This window comes from Mycobacterium sp. (genome assembly GCF_035499775.1).
Classification (GTDB): Bacteria; Actinomycetota; Actinomycetes; order Mycobacteriales; family Mycobacteriaceae; genus Mycobacterium.
This window is the reverse complement of sequence record NZ_DATJYB010000045.1, coordinates 1-14,981: the sequence shown is the minus strand read 5'-3', so window position 1 is coordinate 14,981 and position 14,981 is coordinate 1. Positions and strand designations below refer to the sequence as shown.

Here is a 14,981-nt window from a genome sequence, read left to right as displayed (position 1 = left end):
ACCGGCAAAACAGGCCCGGGGGAAGGACACGGCATGGGATTCCTGGACAAGGCAAAAGATTTGTTGGCGCAGAACGCCGACAAGGTCGAGACGGCCATCGACAAGGCCGGCGAGTTCGTGGACGCCAAGACGCAGGGCAAGTACTCCGACACCATCCACAAGGTGCAGGAACAGGCAAAGAAGGCCGCCGGCCCCAGCGACCAGGGCAAACCAGGCGAGCAGGGCGACCAACACTGAGCGCATGGCGAAGCTGTCCGGATCGATCGACGTGCCCCTGCCACCCGAGCAGGCCTGGAAGCACGCCTCGGATCTGTCCCGGTTCAAGGATTGGCTGACCATCCACCGGGTCTGGCGCAGCCAGCTGCCCGAGGTCCTGCAGAAGGGCACGGTCATCGAGTCGTATGTCGAGGTCAAGGGCATGCCGAACCGGATCAAATGGACGATCGTGCATTACAAGCCGCCGGAAGCCATGACGCTCAACGGTGACGGTGTCGGTGGCGTCAAGGTCAAGTTGCTCGCCAAGGTCACGCCCAAGGACGACGGCTCCGTCGTCAGCTTCAACGTGCACCTCGGTGGCCCGGCGCTCTTCGGGCCGATCGGCATGATCGTCGCCGCCGCGCTGCGCAGCGATATCCGCGAGTCGCTGCAGAACTTCGTCAGGGTGTTCACCGGCCCCGATCCGGGCATGAACGGCAACCGTGGTCTCAGTCGCTGATCGGCTGGCGGACCTTTTTCGAACCACTGTCGGCACTGACCCGCCAGTTCGGATCCGCGCTTGGGATGGCAGCGAGGCCGGTGGTTCCGATGGCCCCGTGCTGGTGCTGCGCTCCCGTCGGGCACTGCGCCGATTGCTCTGGCGCCCAGGAGAACTCGGCCTGGCACGGGCGTACGTGACCGGGGACATCGACGTCGACGGAGACTTGACAGACGGTTTGCGGCGGGCCTGGCAGATGTCCAGATCTGTTGCGGCTGAGTCGATTTCGCTGGGCGTCCGAGCGCGGGCCGTGGTGCGCGCGGTGCGGCTGGGAGCTTTGGGCCTGCCGCCGCCGGCCCCGGTCAGCGAGGCGAGGCTGTCCGGCCGGTTACACACGCGGGGGCGTGATTCGGCCGCGATCGCCCACCATTACGACTTGTCCAACGACTTCTACCGACTGCTGCTCGACGACCACATGGCCTACTCGTGTGCGTATTTCACCCGCGAGGGCCTGCCGTTGCACGATGCGCAGACCGCGAAGCTGGAGATGATCTGCCGCAAGCTCGCATTGAAGCCGGGGATGAAGCTGCTGGATGTCGGTTGCGGGTGGGGTTCGTTGATCGTTTTCGCCGCGCAGCGCTACGGCGTGCACTGTACCGGGATCACGCTGTCCGCGCAGCAGCGTGACTTCGTCGAAGCCCGCGCCGCCGAATTCTGCTTGGACCGCAGCGTCGACGTGCGGCTGCAGGATTACCGCGACTTCGACTCGGCAGCAGGGGGATTCGACGCCGTTGCTTCTGTCGAGATGGGCGAACACGTGGGCGAGGAGTTGTATCCGCTGTACGCCGGCATCCTTTACCGCGCGCTGAAGCCGGGCGGCAGGCTGGTGCTGCAGCAGATGTCGCGGCGATCCGATGCGGCGCCCGGGGGCGGCGCGTTCATCGAGGCCTACATCGCACCGGACATGCACATGCGCCCGCTCTGGCAGACGTTGCGCTACCTGCAGGACGCGGGCTTCGAGATCCGTTCTGTCGGCGCGATGCGTGAGCACTACGCGCGGACCGCCGAGCACTGGATGGAGACTCTGGACGGGCGGTTCGACGACTTCGTGGCGCTTGTTGGCGAGGAGGTCGCCCGGGTCTGGCGGTTGTATCTGGCCGGCGGGCGGCTCGCGTTCGAGGAAGGCCGGATGGGGGTGGATCAGGTCTTGGCGATCAAGCCGGCGCGGTGAGGGGCACGGTCATTGGCTCGGTGCGATGATTTTTCGGCCCGGCGCCGGTCGATAACTGTGAACCCACTACTGAGGAGGTCGCCGTGCCCGCCCGAAACAACACGCCGCTGGGCGCTCCCTGCTGGATCGACCTGGCGTCGTCCGACGTCGACCGTGCCCAAGACTTCTACGGCGCGGTGTTCGGCTGGACGTTCGAGTCCGCCGGACCCGAATATGGCGGGTACATCAACGCAGCCAAGGACGGAAATCCCGTCGCCGGTCTGATGGCCAACAACCCCGAGTTCCAGGCGCCAGACGGCTGGAGCACCTACTTTCACACCGCCGACATCAACGCAACCACATCCGCAGTGACCTCGGCGGGCGGCTCGACGTGCATGGGAGTCATGGAGGTGCCCGCAAAGGGCTTCATGGCCATGGCTACCGACCCGTCGGGGGCGATGTTGGGTTTGTGGCAGCCGCTGGAGCATCGCGGCTTCGAGCTGGTCGGCGAAGCCGGTGCGCCGGTCTGGCATCAGTTGACCACGCGGGACCATGGCGCGGCCGTCGATTTCTACCGCGAGGTCTTCGGGTGGCGGACGGAGTCGGTGTCCGACACCGACGAATTCCGCTACACCACAGCGTGGTTCGGCGACCAACAGCTGTTGGGCGTGATGGACGGCGCGAGCCTTCTCCCGGACGGCGTGTCGTCCAATTGGACGATCTTCTTCGGCGCAGAGGACGTAGACAAGACGCTGCAGCTGATCACCGACAACGGCGGTGCCGTGCTGCGATCCGCTGAGGACACGCCCTACGGGCGGCTCGCCGCGGCGGCCGATCCGACGGGGGCGGTGTTCAATTTGTCGTCGTTGCAGACGTGAGGGCCTTATTCTGACCGGGTGTCGACCGACGCCTGCGCGACATGCGGCACCGTGCTGCGGGCCACCGCGAAGTTCTGCGACGAGTGCGGGTCGCCGATAGCGGCGTCTAGAGCGCCTGCGGAGTACAAGCAGGTGACGGTGTTGTTCGCCGAGCTGGTTATTTCTCTAGGGGTTACATGTTGACCTGGCAAAGCGGTCCCAGGAAGCGGGGTGCTTGGCCATGCCGCGAGTTTTGCGAACTGTGCTGAGAGCATGGATTCCGGCGCAAGCCGATCGGCAGCTGGGACGAAGATGAGGCGATGACACAGCAGGCCATGTTCTCTGAGAGCGACGGCTATGAGCGGTTCATGGGTCGCTGGAGCCGTCTGCTCGCACCGCCGTTTCTGGCTTTCGCCCAGGTTGGTGAGGGCTGCGTTGTGCTCGATGTGGGTTGTGGCACCGGGGCACTCGCACATGCGGCTGCGGACATCGGGTCGGTGGATGTGACCGGTGTCGATCCCTGCGAGGCCTACGTCCGCAGCGCCCAGGGGCGCGCAGCTGGCTACGCCGTGCGCTTCGAGGTGGCCGACGCCCAGACGCTGCCGTACCCCCACGCCACCTTTGACCGGGCGTTGTCGATGCTGGTGCTGAACTTCCTGGACGAACCGGTCACTGCGCTGCGTGAGATGATCCGCGTCACTCGCACTAACGGCGTTGTCGCAGCGGCGGTTTGGGACTACGGCGACGCAATGGGCATGCTTCGCACATTCTGGGATGAGGCCGTCGCGCTGATTCCAGACGCGGCGTCTAGGGATGAACGCCGCATGCCGCTGAGTAGGCGTGGCGAGCTGGCTGAATTATGGCGTGCCCAGGGGCTGGGGGATGTTCAGGAGCAGCCATTGACCATCGAATCGGTCTTCAGGTCTTTCGACGATTACTGGCAGCCATTTCGGGCCGGTCAGGGGCCAGCCGGGTCGTTTACGGTCTCACTGTCTGAACCCAAGCGACAGGCCCTGCAATCGCGATTGCGCGACCGCTTGTTGGATGGCGGTCCGGACCGACCCTTCACTCTCCCGGCCCGCGCCTGGGCGGTGCGCGGCGTTGTTAACTGGTAGCGGGCGCGATGACGGCAGCAGGATTGGCGTGCGCTGCTTGTGGTACCGAACTGCCACCGAACTCCAAGTTCTGTAACGAGTGCGGCGCACCGGTCACACAGGTCAGCCGATCGGCGGAGTACAAGCAGGTCACCGTCTTGTTCGCCGATGTGGTGCATTCGATGGATATCGCGGCGGCGCTGGGTCCCGAACGGTTGCGCGAGATCATGACTGAGCTGGTGACGGCGGCGTCGGCGGTGGTGCGGCGGTTCGGTGGCACGGTGGACAAGTTCACCGGCGACGGGATCATGGCGGTGTTCGGTGCGCCGGTTGCGTTGGAGGATCATGCTTTTCGGGCATGCCTGGCGGCCCTGGGGATTCAGGACGAGGCGCAGCGGGTGGCGGGTGAGGTCGGACGACGCGACGGCCTGAATCTGCAGTTGCGGGTGGGCCTGAATTCGGGTCAGGTAATTGCCGGCGAAATCGGTTCCGGCGCTTTGGGTTACACCGCGATCGGCGAGCAGGTAGGGATGGCCCAGCGGATGGAGTCGGTGGCACCGCCGGGCGGAGTGATGCTCAGCGAATCCACCGCAAGGCTGGTCGAATGTGCTGCGGTGCTGGCCGATCCGGAGCTGGTGCACATCAAAGGTGCCACCGACCCGGTATCCGCGCGCCGCTTGATCGCGACGACGCGCGATCAACGCTGGCGCAGCGACCCGCGGCTGGTCGGGCGCACGTGGGAACTGAGCACCATCAACGCGATTCTCGACGAGGCCATCGCTGGGGCTGGGTGTGTTGTCGGCGTCGTTGGACCTCCGGGTATCGGCAAGAGCCGTATCCTGCGGGAAGCAGGGGCACTGGCAGCAAGCCGAGGCGTTCAGGTGTCCGCCACTTACTGTGAATCCCATACCAGCGACGTCCCTTTCCACGCCGTCACCGCCCTGTTGCGCAGCGCGCTGGGCGTCGAAGGCCTCGAGCACGAGGCGGCCCGGGCGCAGGTCCGCGCCCGAATCGGTCCGGCCGATCCCGAAGATCTGCTGCTGATGGATGACCTGCTGGGCATCGCCGATCCCGACATCGAGTTGCCCAGCGTCGAGGCCGGCGCACGACGGCGGCGGCTGACCGTGCTGGTCAATGCCGCGTCGCTGGCCCGGCGCGAGCCTGTGTTGTTTTTGGTCGAGGACGCCCACTGGATCGACGAGATCAGCGAGTCGATGCTGGCCGACTATTTGGCGGTGACACCGCAAACCCCCACGATGGTGTTGATCACCTATCGCCCCGAGTATCGCGGCGCGCTGGCCGCGATCTCCGGTACCCAGACGATCACCTTACGGCCGCTCAACCCCGCGCAGTCGGTCACGCTGATCGGTGAGCTACTCGGTGACGACGCCTCGGTGCACAGGTTGACTGAACTAATCGCCGAACGAGTCGCCGGCAACCCGTTTTTCGCCCAGGAGATCGTGCGCGATCTGTCCGAGCGAGGCTCGATCCGTGGCGCGCAAGGTTCCTACCAGCTGCAGAGTGAGGTTGCCGACATCAATGTGCCGGCGACGCTGCAGGCGGCCATTGCCTCACGCGTCGACAGACTCAGCTCTGCGGCCAAACGGACGCTCAATGCCGCGGCGGTCATCGGATCACGTTTCACCCCGGAGTTGTTGGCGGCGTTGGGAATCGACCCGTCTCTCGACGAGCTGCTCAACAGTGAGCTGATCGACCAGGTCGGATTCACCCCGAAGATCGAATATGCCTTCGGGCATCCGCTGATTCGCACCGTCGCCTATGAGTCGCAGCTCAAGTCGGATCGCGCCGAACTGCACCGTCGACTGGCCATCACGATCGAACAACACGAGCCGGACTTGGCCGACGAGAACTCGGCCCTGATCGCTGAACACCGCGAGGCGGCAGGCGATCTCCATGTGGCGTTCGACTGGCATATGCGGGCCGGCACGTGGCTGACCCACCGTGACCTGACCGCCGCGCGTTCGAGTTGGCAGCGGGCGCGACACATCGCCGATGAATTGCCCGGTGCCGACAGCGGGCGTCCCGCGATGCGGATCACATCACGAAGGCTGTTGTGCGCGAGCGCCTTTCTTTCCGGCGGTGCCATGTCCGACACCAATTTCGACGAACTGAGTGAACTCGCTCTCGCCACCGGTGACAGGGTGTCACTGGCGATGGGGATGGCCGGGCGCGTGTCGACGTTGGTCGTTCACGCCCGCTTGCGTGAAGCATCGCTGTTGGGTTCGGAATTGGTGAGCCTGCTCGAGTCAATCGACGACCCGACACTGGCGCTCGGACTGCTCTACACCTCTGTCGGCGCCAAGTACCGGACCGGCGATTTGTCCGAGACATTGCGGCTGACGCAGCGGATGATCGACTTGGCCGACGGCGACCCCGTCAAGGGCGACATCATTCTCGGTTCTCCGCTCTCAGCGGCGATCATGCTGCGGGGCTGCGCGCGGTGTTGCCTCGGAGATCCCAGATGGAGGGGTGATATCGACACGGCGGCGACGATGCTCCGCGCATTTGACGCGCCGACTCGCGCCGTGTCGCTGAACTTCAAATACTCTCTCGCCTTCCCTGAGCAGGTGCTGCTGCCGGATGCGGCAGCCCGACAGGAGACGGCTGAGATGCTCGAGATTGCGCAGCAATCCCGCCACGATTTCACCCTGGCCTACGCTCGTTTGTTTCGCGGTGTCACCCTCGTGGCTGACGACGGTCCGCAACGCAACGACGGCTACGTCCTGCTTGCCGCGGCTCGAGAGGCCGCCGTGGACGGACGCTTCACCAGGATGGCGGCGCCAATAGTCGACACCGCTGTCGCGAGGGAGAAGGCGCGAACGGGTGATCTGGTCGGCGCGATCGAACTGTCCCGGGCTGCACTCGACGCACAGTTCGCCTCCGGCCACATGATGTCTTATGGGCCGGCCACCGCGGTTCTGGTCGAAGCGCTGCTGCAGGAAGGCACAGCCAGCGACCTCCAGGAAGCGCAGGCGGCGATCGATCGGCTGGCGGCGGTGCCGACCGAACCTGGGTTTGTCTTGCTGGACATCTGGCTGCTGCGCTTGCGGGCACTGCTGGCGCGCGCACATGGCGATGAAGCGGCCTACCAGGACTACCGCGACCGGTATCGTGCGATGGCGAATTCGCTTGGTTTCGAAGGGCATATCGCATGGGCGGAGGCGATGAGCTAATGTCGCAATCATGACTCGCCGCCTGCGCCCCGGCTGGCTGGTGGCGTTCTTCGGCTTGGCCGTTTTGATCAGCGCATGGCTGCCGTGGCTGACGACCTCGGAGAAAGGCGGGGGCTGGGCCAGCGCCATCGGAGGCACCCACGGCTATTTGCCACTCGCACGGGGGTTCGGCGCGGGCCAACTCATCGTGTTGCTGTCCTCGACTCTGATGGTGGCCGGCGCGATGGTCGGCCGTGGTCTGTCGGTGCGGATCGCTTCGCTTGCCGCGCTGCTCATTTCGCTGCTTATGGTGGGGCTCACGGTGTTGTACTACAAGGTCCACGTCGGCGCGGCGGTGTCGGCCGAATACGGCCTTTATGTCGGCGTGGCCGGCACGGTCGCCGCGGTGGCGTGCTCGATTTGGTCAGTGATCGCGGCGCTGACTTCCCGCAGACCCAACCGGTGAACGTCTCAGCACGGGAACTCGTGCTTGCCTGAAACGAAGCTGGCGCCCGGCTCGTTGACGCCGAACACGAAGGGCGCGAACACCACTTCGCGCCCGTCGGGGTCGCGGTAGGTGACGGCTCCGGTGGCTTCCCAGTACGGGTGCTGCTCCACCGGCTCCGCTCCCGCCGCCCGCAGGCGCGAGATCGCCAGCTGTTGCGCCTCCCGGTCGGGGAAGTACAGGCACAGCTGTTCGTGGTTGTCCACCGCGACATCGTCGACGGCCTCCACGATCTCCATCGTCAGGTTGAAGCTGGGCAGGCCGAAGATCGCGCCGTTGCTGCCGTAGCTGCCCTCGAACGTCTCGAAGAGCGGCAGGCCTACCAGCTCGCGGTAAAACCGTACCGTCGCTTCGAAGTTCGAGGTGCGACGAGCGAAGCGGATGGCACCGATCGACGCCAATTCCCTGGGCCAGTGTGTTTTCCGTCGGGGCATATCGTTGTCCATTGCTAGATGTATGTAGTGGGGTTACAGCGGCGGGTCTTCGGTATTCCAGCGCCGCAGCTCTGCGCCGGCTACCCACGCCGAATGTGTACCGCTGGAAACTCGTTCGGGCAGTTGCAGTTTGCACACCGGCCCGTCGGCGACCCGGGCGGCGTCGAACACCAGACAATACGACGCGTCGGTGTTCATGTCGGTGGTGAGGGTGACCAGGTAGCCGTCGTCCTCGCCGTTGCTGCCGAGTCGCGGAGCCATCTGCGTCTCGCTGCCGTACACACCGTCACCGAATGAGTAGCGCTCGCAGTTTCCGGTGCGGACGTCGTGTTTGGCCAGTCCGTCGAACAGGAACCACCCGGGCTTACCGGTAGCAGCGTAGGCGTAGCGGTATTGACCGCTCGCGTAGTCGGGGTTCATGGTCCCGAATTCGGTGATGGAGTCCGACAGTTGCTCTTCTTTTACGGCTCCGGTGAGTAGGTTGAGTCGCCACCGGTGCAACCGGGTCTGCAGGCGGTCCAGCGCCAGGAAGCGGAAGACCTTGTCCCACATGGGTCCCATACTGGGCGAGCCCCCGGTGTCGAGTGGCTGCGGGTCGCTTTCGTAGAAGCCGTCGAGCACGATCTCGTCACCGTCCTCGTAGGCGTTGACGAAGTGCAGCACGAATGTCGGATCCGCCTCGAACCAGCGGATGTCGGCGGTTCCGCCACGACGAGGGAGCACCGCGAAGCGCGACGGGATGTCGGGATAGAAGCGCGGCAGATGCACATTGTGCTCCAGCAGTCGCGGATCCCAGAACAGCGGGAAATCGTTGAGGATCGCGTAGTTTTCGGTGAACGCCATATCGTGCGGCAGTCGCGGCCCGGGCAGCGGGATGTCGACGTAGTTGACCAGTTCATTGCTCTGGTCCACCACACCGTAACGCATATAAGGGTCTTGCTTGCTGTAGCTGAAGAACAACAGCTCCCCGGTCTTGTGGTCCACCTTGGGATGCGCCGAGACGCCCCAGTCGGTCGGGAAATGCCCGTTCCAGGATTCCTTGCCCAGCGTGGTGGCCGAGTACGGGTCGACACGGTAGAGGTCACCGCACTGGTAGAAGCTGGTCAGCGCAATGCCGCGGTGCACGATGACGTCGGTGCTCGACGCGTCCTTCATCAGAGTGCGTGCGCCCCAACCCTTTTCGCGCTTGGCGAATTGCACCGCTTCGGCCAGTCCCGGCCACAGCGGTTCGCCCGCCTCGTTCTCGACCAGGAAGCCTTCCGTTTGGATAAAGCGATTGCGGTAGAAGGCTTTTCCGTCACGGAAACCTACGACGTGCAGCATGCCGTCGCCGTCGAACGGGTGGTAGAGCTTGAACGCCGGATGTAACGGGTTCTCGGTGTTGCGCAGGTAGATACCGTCCAGGTCGTGCGGGATCTCTCCTTCGACGGCGGTCAGGTCGTCGGCGTCCCACTCGCTGGTCTGCGGTTGCCACGGACCGGTGCGATAGGGGTGGTCGTCGTCCTCGGGCAGGGTCGACAGGTACTTGCCGACGAGTTCAACGTGCATCGTGATGCGCCTTTACAACGAAACTCACGGTGGTGGCGGTGCTGCCACCGAAGTTCAAGGTGCCGAAGGTCTTTGCGTTCTCGACCTGGTAATCGCCGGCGGTGCCGCTGACCTGTTTCGCCGCGTCGAGCAGCATCCGCACACCGGAAGCGCCGACCGGGTGCCCGCCGCCGATCAGTCCTCCGCTGGGGTTGATCGGCAACCGGCCGCCGATCTCGATCTCACCGTTTTCGATGGCCTTCCACGATTCCCCCGGGCCGGTCAGCCCGATGTGGTCGATCGCCAGGTACTCGCTGGGCGTGAAGCAGTCGTGCACCTCGAACCCGTCGACGTCGTCGAGGGTGACCTGCGCGCGCCGCAGCGCGTCCAACACCGCGGCGCGCACCTGCGGCATGACGTAAGGATCGTCGACGTTGCGCTCCAGCTTCTGGCGCAGACCCAGACCGACGGTGCGATGTCCCCAGCCGTCGATCCGGCCGATCGGTCGCGCGTCGGGGTGATCGCGCAGGTAGGCGTCGTTGACCAGAACCAATCCCGCTCCGCCGTCGGTCATTTGGCTGCAGTCGAACCGGCGCAGCCGGCCTTCGGTGATCGGGTTGGTCGCGTCGTCGTCGGTGATCGGGTCGGGGACTGTCCATCCGCGGGTCTGGGCGTTGGGGTTGCGGCGCGCGTTGGCGAAGTTGAGCTGGGCGATGGCCCGCAGGTGCGTGTCGTCCAGGCCGTAGCGTCGGTCGTACTCGTCGGCGACTTGAGCGAACATCGACGGCCACAGGTAGCGCACGCCGGCTCCCTCGTGACCGGTCCACGCGGCGGCGCCCAGATACTGGGCCCCGGTGTCTCCGGGCACCGTCTTCTCCAGCTCGACGCCCACCACCAGGGCGCTGTCGTAGGCACCCGACCGCAGGTCCGCCATGGCCGCCAGGGTGGCCACGCTGCCGGAGGCGCATGCGGCTTCGTGGCGCGAGGCCGGGGTGTCCCACAGGTCGTCGCACACCGTCGCCGGCATGGCCCCGAGATGACCCTGGCCGGCAAATATCTCGCCGAAGGCATTCCCGATGTGGACGACTCCGATGTCGGCAGCATCCACCTTGGCCGAGGCCAGGGTGTCTTCGACCACCTCCGCGGTCAGCGCCGCGAAGTCGCGGTTCTCTTTGGTGAGGTTGCGAGCGAAGTCGCTCTGGTAGCCGCCGAGAATCCACACGCTTGTCGAGCCGTCCATATGCCGCACCGTACAACAGATCGAATCGTCCGTCGGAAAATCGGTCGCGCCCGGAGGAGGAAGTAGCGGCCCCGTCGGCTCTCGGGCTGAACCGACGGGACCTAGACGGGCGCATCAGCCGGCTGACGCGCCAGTCTCCCAGGGTGCATTACCATCCGCGGGCCTTGACAAACATGTCTGGCGAGTTTGGTTATCGGTACCAGAATGAAGCGGCCGAACTGGGAAAACAGCCCTGCCCCCTAGGTCTGGTTGGTTTGCTGATTGCGCCGGGTTACCGAGTCAGGCTGTTTGGGTCGCCGCGGCGGGGACGCGTGGGGTCGCGTCGGCGAGGTCGATGGCCGCCAGATCCACGCCTTTGGTCTCGCGGGCGACCAGCACGGCGACGGCGGTCACCGTCGTCATTGCCGCCAGATACCAGCCGATGGGCACCGCGGATTTATAGGTCTCGAGCAGGCGAACGGCGATGATCGGCGCCAGCGAACCCGCCACGATGGAGGTCACCTGGTAGCCCAGCGACACCCCGGAGTACCGCATTCGGGTCGGGAACATCTCCGCCATGGCCGCCGGTTGGGGTGCGTACATGCAGCCGTGGAAGACCAGGCCGATGACGATCGCCGACATGATGATCATGTTGTGGCGGCTGTCCATCATCGGGAACGCGAAGAACCCCCACGCGCCGCCGCCCACAGCGCCGACGAAATAGATTGGGCGCCTGCCGAATCGGTCGCTGAGATAGCCGGCCAGGGGGATGACCACGAAGTGCACGGCGTGCGCGACCAACAGCCAGCGCAGGATGGCCACGGTGTTCGCATGGACGTGCACCTTGAGATAGGTGATCGAGAAGGTGACCACCAGGTAGTACATGGTGTTCTCTCCCAGACGCAGCCCCATGGCGGTGAAAACGCCACGCGGGTAACGCTTTAACACCTCGATGGCGCCCAGCGAGGACGCCTTGACCTGTTGGGCCTGTTGCTGTGCTTCGACGAAGATCGGGGCGTCGGTGACCTTCGTGCGGATGTAGTAGCCGATCAGCACGACGATCGCCGACAACCAGAACGCGACCCGCCAGCCCCAGCTGAGGAAGGCCGCGTCGGACAGCGTCGCGGTGAGAACCAGCAGCACCACCGTGGCCAGCATGTTCCCGCCGGGTACACCGGCCTGCGGCCAACTCGCCCAGAAGCCGCGGCTGGAATTAGGGCTGTGCTCGGCGACCAGGAGTACCGCGCCGCCCCACTCGCCGCCGACGGCGAATCCCTGGACGAAGCGCAGCACCACCAGCAGCGCCGGGGCCCAATAGCCGACCTGCGCGAACGTCGGTAGGCACCCCATCAGGAAGGTGGCCGCACCCACCAGCAGCAGGCTGAACTGCAGCAACTTCTTGCGGCCGTGCTTGTCACCGAGGTGGCCGAAAACGATGCCGCCCAGCGGGCGGGCGGCGAAGCCGACTGCGTACGTCACGAAGGCGGCGAGGATTGCGTCGAGCTCGTTGCCACCCTTGGGGAAAAACACCTTGCCGAACACCAGCGTTGCCGCGGTGCCGTAGAGGAAGAACTCGTACCACTCCACGACGGTGCCGGCCATCGATGCCGCCACCACCCGGCGGAAGTACCCTTTACCCTGTCCGAATCGGTTGGGCTGCAGGCTGTTACGCACACTCATCGGGCGCTCTCCTCGTTACGTTGCCCGCGCCGGGGCGCGTGTGCTGGCGGATGGCAGCGTACCCGCCTGGCTGTGCTTTGGCAGGACTTGGGTAAAGGCGGCGCGGGTGGTTGCGGTTTCGTCGAAGGCGCTCTGCTGAGTTCGCGAGTCGTGCTGCGTGGCGTCCGATCTGATTGCCGCGCTGCGAACCGGGTAGCTGACAACACAAGACGCATACCACTTGGACGGAGGATGCGTGACCACCGCCGAACAGCCGCCACCAGAAGGCGACAAACAACCACCGCAAGCCGCATCTGTCGATGAACCCGAGGAAGGCTCCGATTCGCCGTCCGATACCTCCAGCTCGGCGCCCGACGAGAGATCCGCGGGCGAGTAAGGGCCGACCGCCGCGGCCGCAAGACTTGCCGAAGCCCGGTTATCTCTGCGGCACCGAGGTAGCATTTTCCCCTGCCGATTCCCTTGCTGGGGATCGGAGTTCCAGCTCGGTGTGACGTCTTGGTCACGTCGTGTTTGGGAGGTGTGAGATGTCGTTGGTGGTCGTGGAGCCGGAGGCCTTGGCGGCGGCGGCTTCGGATTTGACGAGTCTTGGTTCCGCGATCGGCGGGGCCAATGCGACGGCGGCGGCCCAGACGACGGGGCTGCTGGCCGCGGGCGCCGATGAGGTGTCTACGGCGATTGCGGCGCTGTTTGGGGCGCACGGCCAGGCCTTTCAGGTCGCCAGCGCGCGGGCGGCGGCGTTTCATCAGGAGTTCGTGCAGGCCTTGACCGCGGGCGCGGGCTCGTATGCGACTGTCGAGGCCGCCGCGGCGTCGCGTTTACAGAGCGTGCTCGACCCGATCAACGCGCAAGCCCAGGCTGCTACCGGCGGCGCTATGGGCTCGATTTACCGGGCAATCCAACAGGCAAACGAGAAACTGCTCATCGGCTTCACCAACGTGGTAGGCCGGCTCGAACAGCCATTAGTGCCCTTCTTCGAGGGGCTCTTCGGCCCGCCTGTCACGCCGCCAGTACCCCTCCCGGCTCCGATCAATGGTGCGGTTTCACTGGTCCTTAGCGGTACTGAAGCCAATGTGGTGAACCCCTATCTCGTTGCCCAGATCACGCAGGAGTACAACCTGCCAGGTGGTGTCGGAACGGTGTGGCAACCGAGCCAGTTCTTCCCACTCTCACCTCACCTGGGCAACCTGACTTTGGGCCAGTCGATCAGTCAAGGTGTTCCGTACCTCGACCAGGCAATCCAGGCTGAGGCGGGCAACAACGCCACCAACATCACCGTGTGGACTACCTCGCAGAGTTCGGTGGTGGCCACAGACGAGATACGACATCTGATGAGCATTGGCTCACCGTTGCAAGATCAGCTCCACTTCATCCTGACCGGCAATCCCAACAATCCCGACGGCGGATTTTTTGAGCGATTCGTCGGTTTTTACGTGCCAGGGCTAGACATGTACCTCAATGGCGCAACGCCACCTGACTCGCCATATCCAACCGCGATCTACACGAACCAATACGACATGGCTGCGAACTTCCCGCAGTACATTCTGAACCCGGTATCGGACATCAATGCGATCTTCGGGTTTGCATTCGGCGCGCATGTCTACACGCCGACCGACTTGGGTGCTGCGGTCCAGCTTCCGACGTCGCCGGGTTACACCGGTCAAACGACGTACTACTGGATACCGACACAGAACCTGCCGTTGGTCACTCCGATACGGAATTTGGTCATCCCCCCGTGGGACGATGCGATAGCCGACTTGCTAACGCCGGACTTGAGGGTGTTGGTGGACATGGGTTACGCCAGCGGGAACTATGCCAACATTCCCACGCCGGGTCATTTCTTCGAACTGCCCGATCCGTTCACGATCATCCCCGACCTAGCCACGGGCGCGGTCCAGGGCGTGACAGCCTTCGCTGTGGATCTGGGCTGGCTGCCGCAGTCGATGATGCCGACCACCTACCCGTTCGTGCCCATGCTCGACCCGCACCTAAACTTCCCGATCGGTCAGCCCAGCGTGACTGGCGTATCGCTGATCACCAGAGGTGAGGGTCTGCTGATGCGCAGCCTCGCTCTCATCCCGTCTTGGTGGGACGGTATGTGAACCGCGCCCGGCCGTCGGCGTTTCGCGGTTAGGCGCGCTCATACGTCGGGACCGGGCCGGTCGGCGCGGGACCGAACCTGAACCGCCGCCCGCTTATCTCCAAAGGGACCAGTCGGACGTAGTGAGGCTTCCACGTTGCAGGCCACGACAGCATCGGCGCTTGCTCAGCGTCGAGGATATCGGCGGCGGCCGACAGCAGATGCGCCCTGCCCTTGACGATCACGCTCCACCCCTCGGCGTCAGTGTGGTCATCGGCCTCGAAAGTTGCCTGGTCGCCCATCACAGCGCTGTACAGCTTGGTGCCCTGGGCAGTTCGGAAGAGCACGGTCCGGCGTTGGATTACAAAGTTGACCGGGAAGATTTCGGCCTGACCATCTTTCGCTGTGGCTAATCGACCTAACGAAACACTGGATAGCAATCTCCAGCTCTCGTCTTCGCTGAGCACGGCTACCGGATCGTCTGCGGACATGATTCAGCCTAACGCGAGGG

The 14,981-nt window shown here is 64.7% G+C and carries 15 protein-coding genes; 10 read left to right on the top strand and 5 right to left on the bottom strand.

From position 1 onward, the window contains the following. The first annotated feature begins 33 nt into the window (after positions 1–33). The 8 genes from VML93_RS02765 (at position 34) to VML93_RS02730 (ending at position 7,494) form a co-directional block, all read left to right on the top strand. Complete coding sequence (locus VML93_RS02765) at positions 34–237, top strand: antitoxin (RefSeq protein WP_325607443.1); 204 nt, start codon at positions 34–36, stop codon at positions 235–237. Positions 238–241: 4 nt separating this feature from the next. Further along, positions 242–715, top strand: a complete 474-nt coding sequence (locus VML93_RS02760) for a type II toxin-antitoxin system Rv0910 family toxin (RefSeq protein WP_325607441.1) — start codon at positions 242–244, stop codon at positions 713–715. Positions 716–812: 97 nt separating this feature from the next. After that, entirely contained in the window at positions 813–1,925 is a 1,113-nt protein-coding gene (locus tag VML93_RS02755; protein ID WP_325607439.1) for a cyclopropane-fatty-acyl-phospholipid synthase family protein, read from the top strand. 83 nt (positions 1,926–2,008) lie between these two features. After that, a complete protein-coding gene (locus VML93_RS02750) occupies positions 2,009–2,782 on the top strand; it encodes a VOC family protein (protein ID WP_325607437.1) in 774 nt (257 codons plus the stop codon). An 18-nt stretch (positions 2,783–2,800) separates the two neighbouring features. Next, positions 2,801–2,965, top strand: coding sequence for a zinc-ribbon domain-containing protein (locus VML93_RS02745; protein ID WP_325607435.1), 165 nt, complete (start codon positions 2,801–2,803; stop codon positions 2,963–2,965). A gap of 116 nt (positions 2,966–3,081) precedes the next feature. After that, positions 3,082–3,876 carry a class I SAM-dependent methyltransferase gene (locus VML93_RS02740; protein WP_325607433.1) on the top strand — a complete coding sequence of 265 codons (795 nt, stop codon included), beginning with the start codon at positions 3,082–3,084 and terminating at the stop codon, positions 3,874–3,876. 8 nt (positions 3,877–3,884) lie between these two features. After that, positions 3,885–7,049, top strand: a complete 3,165-nt coding sequence (locus tag VML93_RS02735) for an ATP-binding protein (protein WP_325607431.1) — start codon at positions 3,885–3,887, stop codon at positions 7,047–7,049. Between the two features lie 10 nt (positions 7,050–7,059). Beyond that, positions 7,060–7,494, top strand: a complete 435-nt coding sequence (locus tag VML93_RS02730) for a hypothetical protein (RefSeq protein WP_325607429.1) — start codon at positions 7,060–7,062, stop codon at positions 7,492–7,494. Between the two features lie 5 nt (positions 7,495–7,499). Here the strand turns inward: VML93_RS02730 and VML93_RS02725 are convergent, their stop codons facing one another. The 4 genes from VML93_RS02725 to VML93_RS02710 form a co-directional block, all read right to left on the bottom strand. After that, positions 7,500–7,967: a VOC family protein gene (locus tag VML93_RS02725; RefSeq protein WP_325607427.1), complete on the bottom strand. Its 468-nt coding sequence runs from the start codon at positions 7,965–7,967 to the stop codon at positions 7,500–7,502. Between the two features lie 33 nt (positions 7,968–8,000). Continuing rightward, positions 8,001–9,515: a carotenoid oxygenase family protein gene (locus VML93_RS02720; protein WP_325607425.1), complete on the bottom strand. Its 1,515-nt coding sequence runs from the start codon at positions 9,513–9,515 to the stop codon at positions 8,001–8,003. Next, a complete protein-coding gene (locus tag VML93_RS02715; protein ID WP_325607423.1) occupies positions 9,505–10,734 on the bottom strand; it encodes an acetyl-CoA acetyltransferase in 1,230 nt (409 codons plus the stop codon). The genes VML93_RS02720 and VML93_RS02715 overlap by 11 nt, the downstream gene beginning before the upstream one ends. Before the next feature lie 279 nt (positions 10,735–11,013). Then, a complete protein-coding gene (locus tag VML93_RS02710) occupies positions 11,014–12,393 on the bottom strand; it encodes an MFS transporter (RefSeq protein ID WP_325607421.1) in 1,380 nt (459 codons plus the stop codon). Between the two features lie 235 nt (positions 12,394–12,628). On the opposite strand from VML93_RS02710, the gene VML93_RS02705 reads away from it, so the two are divergent. After that, on the top strand, positions 12,629–12,769 hold the full coding sequence (locus VML93_RS02705) for a hypothetical protein (RefSeq protein ID WP_325607419.1): 141 nt from the start codon (positions 12,629–12,631) through the stop codon (positions 12,767–12,769). A gap of 148 nt (positions 12,770–12,917) precedes the next feature. Next, on the top strand, positions 12,918–14,492 hold the full coding sequence (locus VML93_RS02700) for a PE-PPE domain-containing protein (protein WP_325607417.1): 1,575 nt from the start codon (positions 12,918–12,920) through the stop codon (positions 14,490–14,492). A gap of 28 nt (positions 14,493–14,520) precedes the next feature. Here VML93_RS02700 and VML93_RS02695 read toward each other — a convergent pair whose 3' ends face one another. Further along, the gene (locus tag VML93_RS02695) at positions 14,521–14,961 is read right to left on the bottom strand and encodes a pyridoxamine 5'-phosphate oxidase family protein (protein ID WP_325607415.1); all 441 of its coding nucleotides are present in this window, start codon (positions 14,959–14,961) and stop codon (positions 14,521–14,523) included. Positions 14,962–14,981 lie beyond the last annotated feature (20 nt).

Bases quoted from the DNA above. Each gene is read 5' to 3' on its own strand.
- VML93_RS02730 (WP_325607429.1), top strand. From the start codon at position 7,060: ATGACTCGCCGCCTGCGCCCCGGCTGGCTGGTGGCGTTCTTCGGCTTG.
- VML93_RS02740 (WP_325607433.1), top strand. From the start codon at position 3,082: ATGACACAGCAGGCCATGTTCTCTGAGAGCGACGGCTATGAGCGGTTC.
- VML93_RS02710 (WP_325607421.1), bottom strand. From the start codon at position 12,393: ATGAGTGTGCGTAACAGCCTGCAGCCCAACCGATTCGGACAGGGTAAA.
- VML93_RS02700 (WP_325607417.1), top strand. From the start codon at position 12,918: ATGTCGTTGGTGGTCGTGGAGCCGGAGGCCTTGGCGGCGGCGGCTTCG.
- VML93_RS02725 (WP_325607427.1), bottom strand. From the start codon at position 7,967: ATGCCCCGACGGAAAACACACTGGCCCAGGGAATTGGCGTCGATCGGT.
- VML93_RS02735 (WP_325607431.1), top strand. From the start codon at position 3,885: ATGACGGCAGCAGGATTGGCGTGCGCTGCTTGTGGTACCGAACTGCCA.
- VML93_RS02720 (WP_325607425.1), bottom strand. From the start codon at position 9,515: ATGCACGTTGAACTCGTCGGCAAGTACCTGTCGACCCTGCCCGAGGAC.
- VML93_RS02765 (WP_325607443.1), top strand. From the start codon at position 34: ATGGGATTCCTGGACAAGGCAAAAGATTTGTTGGCGCAGAACGCCGAC.
- VML93_RS02695 (WP_325607415.1), bottom strand. From the start codon at position 14,961: ATGTCCGCAGACGATCCGGTAGCCGTGCTCAGCGAAGACGAGAGCTGG.
- VML93_RS02760 (WP_325607441.1), top strand. From the start codon at position 242: ATGGCGAAGCTGTCCGGATCGATCGACGTGCCCCTGCCACCCGAGCAG.
- VML93_RS02715 (WP_325607423.1), bottom strand. From the start codon at position 10,734: ATGGACGGCTCGACAAGCGTGTGGATTCTCGGCGGCTACCAGAGCGAC.